This window comes from Streptomyces sp. CNP082, assembly GCF_059570535.1.
Window position 1 is genome coordinate 155537 of the sequence record NZ_JCANSZ010000003.1, and the last position, 15242, is coordinate 170778.

Here is a 15242-nt window from a genome sequence, read left to right on the forward strand (position 1 = left end):
CTCCTCCGGCGACGAAACTTGTGCCGGAGACTCTATCGCGCTAGCCGGTTTCACTGGGTAACCGCCGGGGCACATCAATTACGGAGCATCACCCCGGGGGTGGCGGCTCCGGGGCGGGTTCCCTGTCGGGGATCCGTAAGAGCACGGGAGAAACGACGAAGGGACGCGGTTAAGCGTCCCTTGGCAGTTATCTCAAGCGGTTGAGGTGCAGACCTGACGGTTTCGCATGATTGTCAGGTAAGCGCAGGCTCCGCCTGGGATACGTCGAGCAGTGACTCGCTGTTGTGAGCAGCGGCGGCGGCGAGCATGTCGTTCTCGGCCTGGACGCGGACGAGCTCCGACTCCAGGTCCTGGACACGCTGCTGCAGCCGTCGCATCTCGGCGAGGAGTCGCGGGTCAGTGCCGCCGACGTAACCGAGAAGCGCCTTTGCCATGATTGCAGGTCCTCCACACTGAGTGACCGACCGAGCGGTGTGGGTCGTGAGGGATTCGCACCCGCGTGTCTGCCCATGGCACAAACAGCTAGGGTGCGCGGGGCTTCAAGCGTCTCACCAAATAGTTTGACGGTCAACACGATCACACCCCGTATCGGGCACGGCCCGGCCAATTGCCGGCCACGGGGGGTGACGGGACCCGTCTGGTGTGAGGAGCTTTGCACGCGCGGAAGCCGTTGGCAACCCGCTGGTCATCCCTGTCGGACCAGCCCGTATGGCGGAGCGTGCTCAGCGGACGTCAAAAGAGTGATATCCGCCGCGCGGCTCGTCCCAGATCTCCGTCACACCCGACACGCGGCCCGGCGTGTCGCCGGAGCGCAGCCACTCCAGCAACTCCTGACACTGCGCCCGCGGCCCCTCCGCGACGATCTGGACCCGGCCGTCCGCGAGGTTGGCGGCGAAGCCGCTGAGGCCGCCGATCTCCAGCGCCCGGGCGCGGGTGAACCAGCGGAAGCCGACCCCCTGGACCACACCGCGCACCCATGCCGTCATGCGGACGTCCGCACTCATTTGAATCCTCCCCCAGCCGATGCAGGGGGATTCCTGGCTCACGCTGCCTGAGGGGCCAGCGACCCGACAGGTCTTCCACGATCAACACCAGCCGGGTTGAAACCAGCCCGGTTGATACGGCAATGCTCGTTGGACGTGCATGTGCTGTCTTGGTTCTCGATCAGCACGCGCGGGCGGCTTGGTTCTCGCAACCCACGACCGGGACGCTACCAGATCGGCCCGCAGACATGTGCGGGACTGGGACATGGCGTACAGTCTGCCGACAGCAATATCACTCGTGTGTGCGAGTGCAGGTGTGCAGTCGTTGTCGTCGGACGTGAGGGGTCAGCCGGATGGGCCGCCACAGACGCTCGGAGCCCCAGCCCCCGATACGCCGCCGGGAAGCGCCCGGTACGCACGGCGGGCACGAGGCGCACGGCGACGGCCGGCCGCGGGGGCAGCACCGCAAGCAGAGCCCGGCCAGGGCCGGGCTGCTCGGTACGTCGGCGGCGCTGGCCGTGGGCGCGGTGGCGATGGCCTCCGGGGTCCTCGGCAGCGGCTTCGACCTCGACCGCGGCGACGGCGGCCCCGCCGGCCACGTCGAGGCGGGCGACCCGCCGGCACCGAGCACGATGGGCAGCTCGGAGCCGCCGACGCCGGAGTCGTCGCCGTCCGGGAGCCGCGGCTCGCAAGGGCCGGAGAGCGGGTCGCCGGAGGCGGGGAAGACCGGCGGGAAGGACGACGGGAAGGGCGAGGGGTCGAAGAGCGCCTCGCCGTCGGCGTCGGCCTCCGAGAGCCAGAAGCCGGAGTCCGAGGAGCCGTCGGAGTCCCCGAGCCCGTCCCGTACGGCGTCCAAGTCGCCGTCCCCGACGAAGACGGAGACCGCCGAGCCCACCCGCTCCGCGGAGCCGACCGCCACCGCCGACCCGGCCAGCGCCGCGGAGGCGGAGGTGCTGCGGCTGGTCAACCAGGAGCGTGAGCAGGCGGGCTGCCGCCCGCTGACGAAGGACCCGGAGCTGGCGGAGTTCGCCGGCGACTACAGCCAGGACATGGCCGCGCGCGGCTTCTTCGACCACACCGACCCCGACGGCAACGACCCCTGGGAGCGCGCCGAGGAGTACGGCATAGCCGACCTCGGCGGTGAGAACATCGCCCGCGGCCAGGCCAACGCCCAGTCCGTGATGGACGCCTGGATGAACAGCGAAGGCCACCGCGCGAACATACTGAACTGCGACTTCCGCACCCTGGGCGTCGGCGCGCACTTCGCCGACGGCGGCCCCTGGTGGACGCAGAACTTCGGCTTCTGAGGGGTCGCCCGCGCGCCCCCGGCGCGCGTCAGCGGCGCGCCGGGCGCTGGCAGCGCGGGCAGAAGTAGCTGGAGCGGTTCATCCACGGGCGGCGGCGGATCGGGGTGCCGCAGCGGCGGCAGGGTTCGTCCTCGCGGCCGTACGCGTCCAGTGAGCGGGCGAAGTAGCCGGACTCGCCGTTGACGTCGACGTAGAGGCTGTCGAAGCTCGTGCCGCCGACGTCGAGCGCGGCGCTCAGCACCGCGCGGACGTGGCCGAGCAGTTCTGCGGTACGGGGGCGGGTGAAGCCGGCGGTGGGGCGCTCGTAGTGGATGCGGGAGCGCCACAGGGCCTCGTCCGCGTAGATGTTGCCGACGCCGCTGATCAGCGACTGGTTCAGCAGCGCCCGCTTGATCGTGGTCCGGCTGCCGCGCAGCGCCGCGTGGAAAGCCGCGTCGTCGAACGCCGGGTCCAGCGGGTCCCGGGCGATGTGCGCGATGGCGTCGGGCAGGCCGCCAGCCGCGTCCGGGTGCAGCGACAGGCCGCCGAACGTGCGCTGGTCGACGAAGCGCAGCTCGGTGTCCGGCTCATCCGCGAAGCGGATCCGGACCCGCAGGTGCTTCTCGTCCGGCGCGTCCTCGGTCTTGACCAGCAACTGGCCGCTCATGCCCAGGTGCGCGAGCACCGACTCCGAGCCGTCGGCCACCGGCAGCCACAGGTACTTGCCGCGCCGCCGCGGCTCCCCCAGAGGGCGCCCCGTCAGCCGGGCGGCGAAGTCGGCGGGGCCCGCGGCGTGCCGGCGTACGGACCGGGGGTGCAGCACCTCGACGGACGCGACCGTCCGGCCCGCGACCCACGTCGCCAGGCCGCGGCGGACCACCTCGACCTCCGGCAGCTCCGGCATCGCCGGGCTTACCGGTCGGCGGCCTGCGCCGCCCCGGCCGGGCCCGCGGCGACGTCACCGTCCGCGGAGTCCGGCGCGTCCGCCGGCGCAACGGCAGGGGCAGACGTGCCGGCCGGCGCGGACTCCGGCGCCGCGACCGCGGTGCCGTTGCTCTCCGCGCCCTTGCCCGCCTCGCCGTCCGCCCCGGTCGCGCTGATCGCGCGCCACGCGGTGTCCGCGGCCTGCTGCTCCGCTTCCTTCTTGCTGCGGCCGGTGCCGGTGCCGTACGTGACACCACCGACGCGGGCGGCAGCCGTGAAGGTCTTCTCGTGATCCGGGCCGGTCTCGCTGACCAGGTACTCCGGCACGCCCAGTCCCCTGGCGGCCGTCAGCTCCTGCAGCGAGGTCTTCCAGTCCAGGCCGGCCCCGAGGTTCGAGGACTTCTCGATCAGCGGGTCGAACAGCCGGTGCACCAGCTCCGACGCCGCCTCCAGTCCCTTGTCCAGGTAGACCGCCCCGATGACGGCCTCCAGCGTGTCCGCGAGGATCGACGCCTTGTCCCTGCCGCCCGTGCCTTCCTCGCCCCGGCCGAGCCGGATGAACGCGCCCAGGTCGAGCCCGCGGCTGACCTCGGCGAGCGCACGCGAGTTGACCACCGCGGCCCGCAGCTTGGCCAACTGGCCCTCGGGCAGGTCGGGGTGGCCCCGGAACAGCGTGTCGGTCACCACCAAGCCGAGCACCGAGTCCCCGAGGAACTCAAGCCGCTCGTTGGTGGGCAGACCGCCGTTCTCGTACGCGAACGAGCGGTGGGTGAGGGCGCGCACCAGAAGGGCGGGCTCGAGTTCGTACCCGAGCCGCCCTTCCAGGATCTGGGGGGACGAGGCTGTATCCGGATGTCCAGCCGGCGACTTCCGCGGCGCAGTGGCATCTGACATGAGCCTTCTCCCCGTCGCTCAGACCTCGAGGACCTGGCGGCGGTTGTACGTGCCGCAGTTCGGGCATGCGATGTGCTGCTGCTTCGGCTCGTGGCAGCGCTCGCATGCCACCAGGTGCGGGACCGCAGCCTTCCACTGCGACCGGCGGTGGCGCGTGTTGCTGCGCGACATCTTCCGCTTCGGAACGGCCACGGCTACTTCTCCTGCTTCTCGCCGGCGCCGTCGTCAGCGCCGCTCGTATCGTCCTTCTCGCCGTCCGAGACGGTCTCGGCGAGTCCCTGCAACGCCGCCCACCGGGCGTCGACGACGTCGTGCCGGTGGTCCGGGTCGTCCGCGAGCCGCGCCCCGCAGTCGGGGCACAGGCCCGGGCAGTCCTCCCGGCACACCGGCTGCAGCGGCAGTGCGAGCACCACCGCGTCGCGCAGCTCCGGTTCGAGGTCGAGCATGTCGTCCTCGAGGTACAGCGTCTCCTCCTCCGCGTCCGCCTCCTCGGCGTCCGCGCCGGAGCCGCCGCCGCGGGCCACCCGGCCCCGGGCGTCGGTCTCCGGGTAGGAGTACAACTCCTGGAAGTCCACTTCGAGCTCCTGCCCGAGCGGCTCCAGACACCTTACGCACTCGCCCGCCGCCCGTGCCCGGGCGGTACCCGTGACGAGCACGCCCTCCATCACGGACTCGAGCCGCAGCTCCAGCTCGACGGGGTCGCCCTCCGGCACGCCCACCACCTCGTTGCCGAGGTCCTTGGGCGCCGGCACGGTGCGGGTCAGCCGCTTGAGCGTACCGGGACGGCGGCCCAGGTCCCGTGTGTCGAACACGAGCGGGGCGCGGTGGTCCGGATGGGCTTTCAGGGCTTTCCTGCTTTCGTGCACCCTGCACATGACGGGCAGGGACGGGCGCGGCGCGATGGGGCGAGGGTCCAGAATACTTGAGACCCCGCCCAAGACCCAATCCGGGCGTCCGTCCGCGACCGGGCCCCGGCGGGGACTCCCGGCGGCTCAGCGTCCGCGGTCGTCGTACTGCCTGAGCTGCTCCAGGTCGATCATGCTGGTGTCGAAGAGGCTCGTCTCGTCCAGCGCGGCGGGCGCGGGGGTGTAGCCGCCCTGCTGCGGCAGGTGCGCCTCGCTCTGGCCGTACGGCATCTGCTGCCCGCCGTCCGCGTACGCGCCGGCCCCGGGCTGCTCCGGCTGCCCGGCCTGCTGCGGCCAGCCGTAGCCGGGGTCGGGCTGCTCGTAGCCCTGCTGGTAGCCCTGGCCGTAGTCCTGCGGGTAGTCCGGCTGCTCCGGCTGCGGGTAGCCGGACTGGGCGTAGCCCTGCGCGGCGGCGGGGTCGTAGTAGGCCGCGGCGGGCTGCGGGACGGCGTGCGGGGGCTGCTGGGCGGGCTGCTGCGGGATCGCGGGCTCCGGTGCGCCGCCGGGGCGGTGCGCCGGGGGGTCGGCGAGCTCGGCCAGCTCCGCGAGGTAGTTCTCGTCCGTCGTGCCCGCGTGCCCCTGGCCCGGCTGCCCGAAGGTCTCGCCGAGCTGGTCCGTGGGCCGCGCGCCCTGGAGCTTCTGCCGGCCGCGGCCGACCGCCTCCAGGGTCTTGGTGAGCACCGACTGGAACGCCTGGAACTGCGCCTCCACGTACGTGTCCGCGCGCCTGCGCTGCTCCTGCGGGTCCGCGCTGCGCTCCGGCGCCGCCTCGAATCCCTCGTCCTGGCCGGCGTCGAAGCCCTGCGGGTCGTCGTAGCCGGGGGCGCGGCCCAGCAGCTTGTCCCGGCCGCGGTCGACCGAGCCGATGGTCTTGGTGAGGACGACCTCGAAGTTGGCCAGCTTGCTGTCGACGTAGTCGTCGGCCTCGGCGCTGATCTGCTCGGCCTCCTGGCGGGCCTCGCCGAGGATCCGGTCGGCCTCGGCCTGGGCGTGCCGGGCGACCTCGGTGTCGGAGATCAGCGCGCTGCGCTGGTTCTGCGCCCCTTCGAGGATCTGCTCGGCTTCGCGGTGTGCCTCCTCGACCAGTTGCTCGCGCCCGCCGAGCAACTGCTGCGCCTGGGCGAGCGACCCGGGCAGGGCCTCGCGCACCTCGTTCAGCATGCCGAGCAGCTCGGCGCGGTTGACCACGCACGACGCCGACATGGGCATGGACCGCGCGCCCTGGAGGGCCTCCGCGATCTCGTCGAGCTTCCTCTGCACGTCCATGGGGACAGACTCTACGGCGCCCGGCTAGGAGTTGGTGAGGCGTTCGACAAGTGCCTGGTTGACAACCGGGGGCAGGAGGTGGGATACGTCGCCGCCCCAGGTGGCGACCTCCTTGACCAGGCTGGAGGAGAGGAAGCTGTAGGTCGGGTTGGTGGGGACGAAGAGCGTCTCCACCCCCGACAGGCCGTTGTTCATCTGGGCCATCTGCAGCTCGTAGTCGAAGTCGCTGACGGCGCGCAGCCCCTTGACGATGGCGGGGATGTCGCGCTCTTTGCAGTAGTCCACGAGGAGGCCGTGGAAGCTCTCGACCTCCACGTTGCCGTACTCCGCCGTGCACTGGCGGATGAGGTCCATCCGCTCCTCGACGGTGAACATCCCTTTCTTCGACTTGTTGATCATCACGGCGACGTGCACGACGTCGTAGAGCTTCGAGGCTCTGGCGATGATGTCGAGATGTCCGTTGGTGATGGGGTCGAAGGACCCCGGACAGACGGCGCGGCGCAACGGAGGTTCCTCGCTCTCGGTTCCGGTCATGAGGGTGTCGGTGCCAGTCGGCTCGGTGGTGGTGGGGATGTCATGAGGGCGGTGAGGCGGCGCGACCGTACCAGAGCGTGCCTTCGCCGTAGCGTCTGGCCCGCAGCCCCTCGAACCCGTCGGGCCAGGGGAATTCACCGCCTCGGGTGCTGCGCTCCACGGTGACGAGCGCGCCCGCCGACAGCCAGCCGCGGGCACGGAGTGTGACGAGGATCTCGCCCACCCCGGCGTCGCCCACCTCGTACGGCGGGTCGAGGAAGGCCACGTCGTACGGGTCCTCCGGCGGCGGTCCGGCGACGATCTGTTCGGCGCGGGCGGCGCGCACCTCGGCGCCGGGCAGGCCGAGGGCGCGGACGTTCTGCCGGATGACGCGGGCGGCGCGGGCGTCGGCCTCGACGAGCAGCGCGTGCCCGGCGCCGCGGGACAGCGCCTCCAGGCCGACGGCGCCTGAGCCCCCGTACAGGTCGAGGACGCGCAGGCCGTCGAGCGGACCGAGCAGGGTCTGCCAGGTGGAGAAGAGACCCTCGCGGGCGCGGTCGGAGGTGGGCCGGGTGCCGGTGCCGGGCGGCACGGCCAGGCGCCGCCCGCCGGCGGTGCCGGCGATCACGCGGGTCATGGCTGCTGTCCTTGTCCTCACGGGCGCGGTCCCTCCCACGATATGCCTCCGGGGTGACGGCCGCGGTGCCGCCCGGTGGCCGGCGGGCGGCGGGGCCGTCACAGCCCGGCACCGCTCCGGCCGCAGGCTCCCGGTCCTGCCGCAGCCCCTGCCTCAGGCCCCCTCTCAGGCCCCCTCTCAGGTCCCGTCTCAGGTCCCGTCTCAGCCCTTGTCGAGGAACTGCTCCCGCTCGTCGTCCAGCAGGCTCGCCAGCGCGCCGCGCAGCTCCGGGTACGCGGCCAGCTCCGGGTCCTGCGCCACGATCGCCGCCGCGGCGTCCCGGGCCTCGGCGATGACGTCCTCGTCGTCGATGACCGCGAGCATCTTCAGGCTGGAGCGGGCCCCGGACTGCGCCTCCCCCAGCACGTCGCCCTCGCGGCGCTGCTCCAGGTCGATACGGGAGAGCCGGAAGCCGTCCTGCGTGGCGGCGACCGCGTCCAGCCGGCTCCGGGCCGGCGTGCCCTCCGGCATCTCGGTGACCAGCAGGCACAGCCCGGCGGCGGCGCCGCGGCCGACCCGGCCGCGCAACTGGTGCAGTTGGGAGACGCCGAAGCGGTCGGCGTCCATGATGACCATGGCGGTGGCGTTGGGGACGTTGACGCCGACCTCGATGACGGTCGTGGCGACCAGCACGTCCACGTCGCCGGCGGCGAACCGGCGCATCACGTCGTCCTTGGCGTCCGGCTGCATCCGCCCGTGCAGCACCTCGACCTTCAGCCCGGCCAGCGGCGCCCCGGAGGCGGCGGAGAGCTGCGCGGCGACATCGAGGACCGCCAGCGGGGGCCGCTTCTCCGCCTCGTCCTCGGGCGAGGGGGCTCCCTCCGCGCCCTTCTCGCCTTTCGAACCCTTCGCGCCCTTGCCGCCCCCGGTCTCCGTCTCCTCCGCGGAGTCGCCGATGCGCGGGCAGACGACATACGCCTGGTGGCCGCCCTCGACCTCCTCGCGCACCCGCTCCCAGGCGCGGGAGAGGAAGTGCGGCTTGTCGGCCGCCGGCACGACGTGGCTGGCGATCGGCGAACGCCCGGCCGGGAGCTGGTCGAGCACGGAGGTCTCCAGGTCGCCGAAGACCGTCATGGCGACCGTGCGCGGGATGGGCGTGGCGGTCATGACCAGCAGGTGCGGCGTGCGCTTGTCGTCCCCGCGGTTGCCCTTGGCGCGCAGCGCGTCCCGCTGCTCGACGCCGAAGCGGTGCTGCTCGTCGACGACGACCAGGCCCAGGTCGTGGAAGTGCACCTTGTCCTCGATCAGCGCGTGCGTCCCGACGACGATCCCGGCCTCGCCGGTGGCCAGGTCGAGCAGCGCCCGGCGGCGGGCCGCCGCACCGGAGGAGCCGGTGAGCAGCTCGACCCTCGTACCGTGCTCGGCGCCGCCGAGGAGGCCGGCCTCGGCCAGCTCGCCCATCATCTCCGTGATCGACCGGTGGTGCTGCTGGGCCAGCACCTCGGTCGGCGCGAGCAACGCCGCCTGTCCGCCCGCGTCCACGACGGCGAGCATCGCGCGCAGCGCCACGAGCGTCTTGCCGGAGCCCACCTCGCCCTGGAGCAGCCGGTGCATGGGGTGGTCGGTGGCCAGGTCGGCGAAGATGTCGGCGGAGACCCGCCGCTGCCCTTCGGTGAGGGTGAACGGCAGCCGGGCGTCGAAGTCCGCGAGCAGCCCCGTGGCGGGCGCCACGCGCGGCACCGCGGGCAACTGCCCGTCCGCGTGCCGCCGCCGGGCCAGGGCGACCTGGAGGACGAACGCCTCGTCCCACTTCAGCCGCTCGCGCGCCGCCCACAGGTCGGCCTTGGTCTTCGGCCGGTGCACCTTCAGCAGCGCTTCACGCAGCGGTACGAGCCCGCGCTCGGTCCGCAGCGCCGCGGGCAGCGGGTCGGCGACACCCGCCCAGTCCGTGGCCTCCAGGCCGTCCAGCACCGTGTCGACGGCCTGCTGGAGCTGCCAGGACGCGAGCTGCCGGCACGCCGGGTAGAGCGGGAGGAGCTTGTTCGCCCACTCGTCGGCCGCGGCACCGTCGCCCGCGTCGTCCTGGCCGGCCAGCGGCTTGTAGTCGGGGTGGGCGAGCTGGCGTCTGCGGTTGAAGACGGTGGCCTTGCCGGCGAAGAGGGCGCGCCGGCCGGGCAGCAGCTCCTTCTGCGGGTGGTACGCGCCGCGCCCGAAGAACACCAGGGTGAGCCGGCCGCTGCCGTCGGTGATGACCACTTCGAGGCGGCGCCCCCGGCCCGTACCGAGCATGGCGGCCTTCTCCACCTGCGCGACGACCGTGACGTGCTCGTCGGTCTCCAGGTCGGCCAGCCGCGTCAGCTCGCCGCGCTCGGCGTACCGCCGGGGGTAGTGGTGCAGCAGGTCTGAGACCGTGTGCAGCTCCAGGTGCTCCGCCATGGCCTTGGCGGTCCGGTCGCCGACGGTCGTTTTCAGGGGCTCTTCCAGCACGGACACGCGTCCATTGCACACCATCGGGCCGACAGAGCGCGGCAAGCCCTGGTAACCGGGGCCCACCCCTCCTACGATGGTCCGCCCCGAACTGCCGCTCGCGATCGCCGATACTGATCGGGATCGCCCGACCCGCGCCGCTGTCCGCCCCCCGCCGGCGCTCTCGTGATGACACCTGAGAACGCTGCGCACACCGCGTCCCACACCTTCCAGGTCGACCTGCGCGGCCTGGTGGACTTACTCTCCCACCACCTCTACTCCAGCCCGCGGGTCTACCTGCGCGAGCTGCTGCAGAACGCCGTCGACGCCGTCACCGCCCGCCGCGTGGCCGACGCGGGCGCACCGGACCGGATCCGGCTGTACGCCGGGCCCCGGGCCGGCGGCGCGCCCGGGGACCACGGCGGCCCGGCCGCCGGCCTGCGGGTCGAGGACAGCGGCGTGGGGCTCACCGAGGCGGAGGTGCACGAGCTGCTCGCCACCATCGGCCGCAGCTCCAAGCGCACCGGGGACCTGGAGTCGGCGCGGGCCGGGTTCCTGGGCCAGTTCGGCATCGGCCTGCTGGCCTGCTTCCTGGTCGCCGAGCGGATCCGGGTGGTCAGCAGGTCGGCCCGTGATCCCGAGGCGCCGCCGGTGGAGTGGACGGCCGCCGACGACGGTTCGTACACGGTACGGACCCTCCCCCCGGCCGCCCGCCCCGAGCCCGGCACCACCGTGCACCTGACGCCGCGGCCCGGCTGCACCGAGTGGTTCGAGCCCGCGCGCGTCGCGGACCTCGCCCGCGACTTCGGCTCGCTCCTGCCGTACGACGTGCGCGTCGGCGAGACGCCGGTCACCGAGCTGCCCGCCGTCTGGGACCGCCCGTATCCGAGCCCGGCCGCCCGCCGGGTGGCGCTCGCGGGCCACTGCCGCGACGTCTTCGGCTTCACCCCGCTCGACGCCGTCGAGCTGGACGTGCCGCTCGCGGGCGTGCGCGGGGTGGCGTACGTGCTGCCGTCCGCCGTCAGCCCCGCCCAGCGCGCCGGGCACCGGGTGCATCTGAAGGGCATGCTGCTCACCGCGCGTGCCGAAGGGCTGCTGCCCGACTGGGCGTTCTTCGTCCGCTGCGTCGTCGACACCGACAGCCTGCGCCCGACCGCCTCGCGCGAGGCGCTGTACGAGGACGAGACGCTCCTCGCCGTACGCGAGGCGCTCGGCGGCGCCGTACGCGACTGGCTGACGTCGCTGGCCGCCGGCGACCCGGACCGGCTCACGCAGTTCCTGTCCGTGCACCACCTGGGCGTGAAGTCGCTGGCCAGGCACGACGAGGAGATGCTGCGCACGATGCTGCCGTGGCTGCCGTTCGAGACCACGGACGGGCAGGTGTCCCTGGCGGAGTTCGCGCAGCGCCACCCGGTGGTGCACTTCACCCGCAGCGTGGAGGAGTTCCGGCAGGTCGCGCCGATCGCCTCCGCGCAGGGCATCGGCGTCGTCAACGGCGGCTACACCTACGACGCGGAGCTGGTCGAGCTGCTCCCCCGGGTGCGCCCCGGGGCCGCGGTCGCCGAGCTGGACCCGGACACCGTCACCGCGCACCTGGACACCGTCGACCCGGCCGAGGAGCTGGCCCTGTCCGGCTTCCTCGGCGTCGCCCGCGCCCGCCTCGACCCGCTCGCCTGCGACGTCGTACTCCGCGCCTTCCACCCGCTGACGGTGCCCGCGCTCCACCTCGACGACCGTGCCGCCCGGCACGAACGGGCCCGCGCGGACGAGGAGGAGCAGGCCGACGAGCTGTGGGCCGGCATCCTCGGCAGCCTGCGCGGCGGCACGCCGCGCGCCCGGCTCGTCCTCAACCACCGCAGTCCGCTGGTGCGCCGGATCAGCGCCCTGGGCGCCCCCGAGCTGGCCGGCAGCGCGATCGAGGCGCTGTACGGGCAGGCGCTGCTGATGGCGCAGCGCCCGCTGCGGCCGGCCGACTCGGCGCTGCTGAACCGGGCGTTCGCCGGTCTGCTGGAGTGGGCCGTGCACCCGCCGGGGGATGCGGACCCCGGCGGCGGCGACCGCGGCGCACGCGGGGACTCCGGGAAAGACGCGGGGGAGGACACGGGGGAGGACGGCAGATGAGCGCCGGTGCCCCTGCCCCCTCCCCCGCCGGGCCTCCCGCCGACATCTACGCGTTCCGCCGGGCGATGCACGACAACGCGCAGGAGCCCGAGGGCCCCGGCCGCAACGCCGGCGCGGAGCGGCTGCTCGCCGAGGCGGAGCGCACGGGACAGGCCGCGTTCGTCGTCGAGAGCCTGATCCACCTGCTGCAGACGTACAACTTCAGCTCCGAGCAGGACAAGATGTTCGTCCCCTTCGCGCGGCTGCTGCGCATGTGGGACGAGCGTCCCGAGGACTTCGGCGAGGAGGACGCCCACCAGCTCTTCTGGATGTTCAAGTGGGTCTCCTCCGGGATGACCGACCAGCCGCACATCCCGCTGGCCGCGATGGAGAAGTGGCTCGCCGAGATGGAGCGCCGCTACCGTCTCGCGGGCCACAGCGAACGCGCCGTGCGGCAGGCGGAGTACCACATCGCGGAGCACGTCGGCGACGACGCGCGCGCCGCCCGCGCGTACGCCGCCTGGCGGGCCGCGGAGCGCGACGCCACGAGCGACTGCCACGCCTGCGAGCTGCGCGGCCAGGGCAGTTGGGAGGCCGGGCACGGCGACGACGCCGCGGCGCTGGAGCTGTGGCGGCCGGTGCTCGACGGCGTGCACGCCTGCGCGCACGAGCCGCACGCCACGCTCGCGGAGTCGCTGCTGCCGCTGCTGCGGCTGGGCCGCGCCGACGAGGCGCGGGCCGCCCATCTGCGCGGGCACCGGCTGGTGCGGCGGATGGAGAGCATGCGGTCCGCGTTCGCGCGGCACGTGGAGTTCTGCGCGCTGACGGGCAACGAGGCGCGGGGTCTTGAGCTGCTGGCGGAGCGCCCGGCGTATCTGACGGCCCGGGGTGAGCCGTCGAGCCTGATGGCGTACCTGGCGGTGACGGCGCTGCTGACGCGGCGGCTGGCGGTGCTGGGCCTGGGCGGGGAGCGGGTGGTGGGCCCGCCGGGCGTCGGCGGGGCGGGCCGGGAGTGGACTGCCGCGGAGCTGAGGGCGTACGCGGAGCGGGAGGCGCTGGCGCTGGCGGGCCGCTTCGACGCGCGCAACGGCACGGCGGCGGTGTCGGGAGGCGTACGCGAGCGGATGACCCGGAAGCCGCTGGTGGACCGGCTGCCGCTGGGGCTGCGCGCGCGACGGGGCGCGGCGCCCGCGGCCCGGCCGGCGGCACAGCCCGGGGCAGAGGCAGTGGCGGAGCCCGCCGCACAGGCAGCGGCCGGGACGGCGGCCGTACGGCCCGGGGTGGCGGAGTTACTCGGCACGGCCCGGGAGCGGACGGCGGCCCGCCACCCCGACGCGGTACGGGCCTGGGCGGACGCCGCGCACGCGGCGGCACAGGAAGGCACCGAACTGCCCCCGCGCGACCGCGCGGAGGTCACCGCCCACCGCGCGATGGCCCCGGACACCGAACCCGGCGAGGCCGCGGCCCTGTTCCGGACGGCGGCCGGGCTGTTCGAGGCCGCGGACGACCCCGGCCAGGCCGCGGCCGCGCGCGCCCGCGCGGCGCTCGCCCTCGCCCGCGCGGGCCGTACGGACGAGGCCCTGGCGGCGGTGGCGGAGCCCTGCGCCCGCGCGCTGGCGCTGCACACCGAGGGCCGCGCCACGGCCGCCCAGGCGGCGACGGCGCTGATCTGCCGGGCCCGTATCCACGCCAGGCACGGCGACGGCGCGGCACCGGCCGGGCGGGGGATCGGTTCCGTGCGGACGGATCCGCCGCCCGGCGGGACCGGCGCTGCCGCGCCCGTGGACGCTCCCCGTACCGCCGCCGAAGCGGTGGCCGCGGTGCTGGCCTTCGCCGCGCCGTACCCGGACGACCCGCACGTCGCCGGCCGGGCCGCCGAGGCGTACCAGCTCCAGGCCGAACTCGCCGACCGGCACGGCGAGACGGAACGATCCGCCGCGCTGTACGAGCAGGCCATCGCCGGGTACACCGCCGCCGGCGTCCCCTGGCACGCGGTACGCGCCCAGTCCGCGCTGGCCGGCATCGCCTCCCGGCTCGGCGACCGCGAGACCGCGGAGCGCGCCGTGCGCGGGGCGCTGGCGCACAGCGCCGGGCCCGCCCGCCCCGCCGGGCAGGCGGGCCTGCACCTGCAGCTCGCCGACATCCTGTGCAACACCGGCCGCGACGCCGAAGGCGCCGAGCACCTGCTCGAAGCCGCCCTCTGGGCCGACGAGGCCGGCGACTCCGACGCCATGGGCGCCTGGGCCCGCCACCACCTCGGCGGCACCCTGCTCCGCCTCGGCCGCTCGGCGGAGGCGGCGGCGGTGCTGGAGGACGCGCTCGCCGACCTGAACCCGGCGCTGCACGGCGAACGATCAATGGTCCAGACCCATTGGTGGCTGGGTGACGCCATGGGGCAGCTCAGGGAGCACAAGCAGGCGGCCGAGCAGTACGTGCTGGCCGCGGCGATCGCCGCGGGCTGGGACCACGACGGCGCCCGCGACCACGCGATGCTCGCGACGCTGGCCGCGCAGGCGCTGAACGCGGCGGAGCTCGACGCCCAGGCCGACCGCGCGTACGAGCGCGCGGGCGCGCTGTGGCGGGAGCTGGGCGACGTCCCGGCGCTGAGCCGCACGGTCAGGGCCCGCGCGTGGCTGGCGCTCCGGCCGGGCGGGTCGGGGGCGGCGGCGGGGCGGGCGCTGATGGCGGCGGCGGAACGGGAGCTGGCGGCGGCCCTGGCGACGACGGCCGAGCCGGGCGACCGACGCAATCCAGCCACGTCGGCGGACGGTCCCGGAACAGCAGAGGGAGGACCGGCCACGGCCAGCGACCCGGACACAGCCGGCACCGCCACGGCCGCCGGACCCGCGCCGGACGGCCCGGCGGGCGGTGCGTCCGCCGCCGGTGCCCCGGTCCGCGGCGGGCGTCGCGACGTGCTGCTCGCCGAACTCGCCACCACGCACCGGCAGACCGGCGACCTCATCACCGCCGCCTCCGACAGCACTCCGCACGACCCCGACGAGGCCGCCGCCGCCACCGCGCGTGCCGCGTACGAAGAGGGTCTGAGCCACGTCTTACGCGCCGTGGCCGGCTTCGCCGAGCTGGGCCCCGAGTGCCTCGACGAGCACACCGGGGCCCAGTTGCTCGCCGCCTGGCTGGAGACCGACCTCGGCCGCCGGGAGGCGGCGGCGCGGCGCGCCCGCGCGGTGCTCGCCGCGTACCCGGACGGGGGCGCCGAGACCGAGACCGCCAAGTCCCGCCGCGACGAGGCCCAGGCGCTGCTGGACTACGCGGAGCGCTGAGGGCCGCC

At 74.3% G+C, this 15242-nt stretch carries 13 protein-coding genes; 3 read left to right on the plus strand and 10 right to left on the minus strand.

Annotated elements, in window-relative coordinates; genetic code table 11:
- Positions 1–233: 233 nt before the first annotated feature.
- A complete protein-coding gene (locus B124_RS03620; protein WP_018839639.1) occupies positions 234–434 on the minus strand; it encodes a hypothetical protein in 201 nt (66 codons plus the stop codon).
- 288 nt (positions 435–722) lie between these two features.
- A complete protein-coding gene (locus tag B124_RS03625) occupies positions 723–1004 on the minus strand; it encodes an acylphosphatase (RefSeq protein WP_496501143.1) in 282 nt (93 codons plus the stop codon).
- Positions 1005–1336: 332 nt separating this feature from the next.
- Here B124_RS03625 and B124_RS03630 point away from each other — a divergent pair, with 332 nt between their 5' ends.
- The gene (locus B124_RS03630; protein WP_496501144.1) at positions 1337–2290 is read left to right on the plus strand and encodes a CAP domain-containing protein; all 954 of its coding nucleotides are present in this window, start codon (positions 1337–1339) and stop codon (positions 2288–2290) included.
- A 28-nt stretch (positions 2291–2318) separates the two neighbouring features.
- Here the strand turns inward: B124_RS03630 and mutM are convergent, their stop codons facing one another.
- The 8 genes from mutM to recG all read right to left on the minus strand — a co-directional run bounded on the left by mutM (position 2319) and on the right by recG (position 9880).
- On the minus strand, positions 2319–3173 hold the full coding sequence (gene mutM / locus B124_RS03635) for a bifunctional DNA-formamidopyrimidine glycosylase/DNA-(apurinic or apyrimidinic site) lyase (RefSeq protein ID WP_496501145.1): 855 nt from the start codon (positions 3171–3173) through the stop codon (positions 2319–2321).
- An 8-nt stretch (positions 3174–3181) separates the two neighbouring features.
- Positions 3182–4087: a ribonuclease III gene (gene rnc, locus B124_RS03640; protein ID WP_496501146.1), complete on the minus strand. Its 906-nt coding sequence runs from the start codon at positions 4085–4087 to the stop codon at positions 3182–3184.
- Between the two features lie 18 nt (positions 4088–4105).
- Positions 4106–4279 carry a 50S ribosomal protein L32 gene (gene rpmF / locus B124_RS03645; RefSeq protein ID WP_018844671.1) on the minus strand — a complete coding sequence of 58 codons (174 nt, stop codon included), beginning with the start codon at positions 4277–4279 and terminating at the stop codon, positions 4106–4108.
- 2 nt (positions 4280–4281) lie between these two features.
- A complete protein-coding gene (locus B124_RS03650; protein WP_496501147.1) occupies positions 4282–4962 on the minus strand; it encodes a YceD family protein in 681 nt (226 codons plus the stop codon).
- Between the two features lie 117 nt (positions 4963–5079).
- Positions 5080–6258 carry a F0F1 ATP synthase subunit B gene (locus tag B124_RS03655; RefSeq protein WP_496501148.1) on the minus strand — a complete coding sequence of 393 codons (1179 nt, stop codon included), beginning with the start codon at positions 6256–6258 and terminating at the stop codon, positions 5080–5082.
- Between the two features lie 24 nt (positions 6259–6282).
- Positions 6283–6762, minus strand: a complete 480-nt coding sequence (gene coaD, locus B124_RS03660) for a pantetheine-phosphate adenylyltransferase (RefSeq protein WP_496501283.1) — start codon at positions 6760–6762, stop codon at positions 6283–6285.
- A 70-nt stretch (positions 6763–6832) separates the two neighbouring features.
- Entirely contained in the window at positions 6833–7408 is a 576-nt protein-coding gene (gene rsmD, locus B124_RS03665; RefSeq protein ID WP_496501149.1) for a 16S rRNA (guanine(966)-N(2))-methyltransferase RsmD, read from the minus strand.
- Between the two features lie 201 nt (positions 7409–7609).
- A complete protein-coding gene (gene recG / locus B124_RS03670) occupies positions 7610–9880 on the minus strand; it encodes an ATP-dependent DNA helicase RecG (protein WP_496501150.1) in 2271 nt (756 codons plus the stop codon).
- 162 nt (positions 9881–10042) lie between these two features.
- On the opposite strand from recG, the gene B124_RS03675 reads away from it, so the two are divergent.
- Together B124_RS03675 and B124_RS03680 are read left to right on the plus strand one after the other, a co-directional pair.
- The gene (locus tag B124_RS03675; RefSeq protein WP_496501151.1) at positions 10043–11974 is read left to right on the plus strand and encodes an HSP90 family protein; all 1932 of its coding nucleotides are present in this window, start codon (positions 10043–10045) and stop codon (positions 11972–11974) included.
- Positions 11971–15234, plus strand: a complete 3264-nt coding sequence (locus tag B124_RS03680; RefSeq protein WP_496501152.1) for a tetratricopeptide repeat protein — start codon at positions 11971–11973, stop codon at positions 15232–15234. Before B124_RS03675 ends, B124_RS03680 begins: the two co-directional genes overlap by 4 nt.
- Positions 15235–15242: the final 8 nt, after the last annotated feature.

Bases quoted from the DNA above. Each gene is read 5' to 3' on its own strand.
- B124_RS03625 (WP_496501143.1), bottom strand. From the start codon at position 1,004: ATGAGTGCGGACGTCCGCATGACGGCATGGGTGCGCGGTGTGGTCCAG.
- B124_RS03620 (WP_018839639.1), bottom strand. From the start codon at position 434: ATGGCAAAGGCGCTTCTCGGTTACGTCGGCGGCACTGACCCGCGACTC.
- B124_RS03680 (WP_496501152.1), top strand. From the start codon at position 11,971: ATGAGCGCCGGTGCCCCTGCCCCCTCCCCCGCCGGGCCTCCCGCCGAC.
- rsmD (WP_496501149.1), bottom strand. From the start codon at position 7,408: ATGACCCGCGTGATCGCCGGCACCGCCGGCGGGCGGCGCCTGGCCGTG.
- B124_RS03655 (WP_496501148.1), bottom strand. From the start codon at position 6,258: ATGGACGTGCAGAGGAAGCTCGACGAGATCGCGGAGGCCCTCCAGGGC.
- mutM (WP_496501145.1), bottom strand. From the start codon at position 3,173: ATGCCGGAGCTGCCGGAGGTCGAGGTGGTCCGCCGCGGCCTGGCGACG.
- rnc (WP_496501146.1), bottom strand. From the start codon at position 4,087: ATGTCAGATGCCACTGCGCCGCGGAAGTCGCCGGCTGGACATCCGGAT.
- B124_RS03675 (WP_496501151.1), top strand. From the start codon at position 10,043: ATGACACCTGAGAACGCTGCGCACACCGCGTCCCACACCTTCCAGGTC.
- B124_RS03630 (WP_496501144.1), top strand. From the start codon at position 1,337: ATGGGCCGCCACAGACGCTCGGAGCCCCAGCCCCCGATACGCCGCCGG.
- B124_RS03650 (WP_496501147.1), bottom strand. From the start codon at position 4,962: ATGTGCAGGGTGCACGAAAGCAGGAAAGCCCTGAAAGCCCATCCGGAC.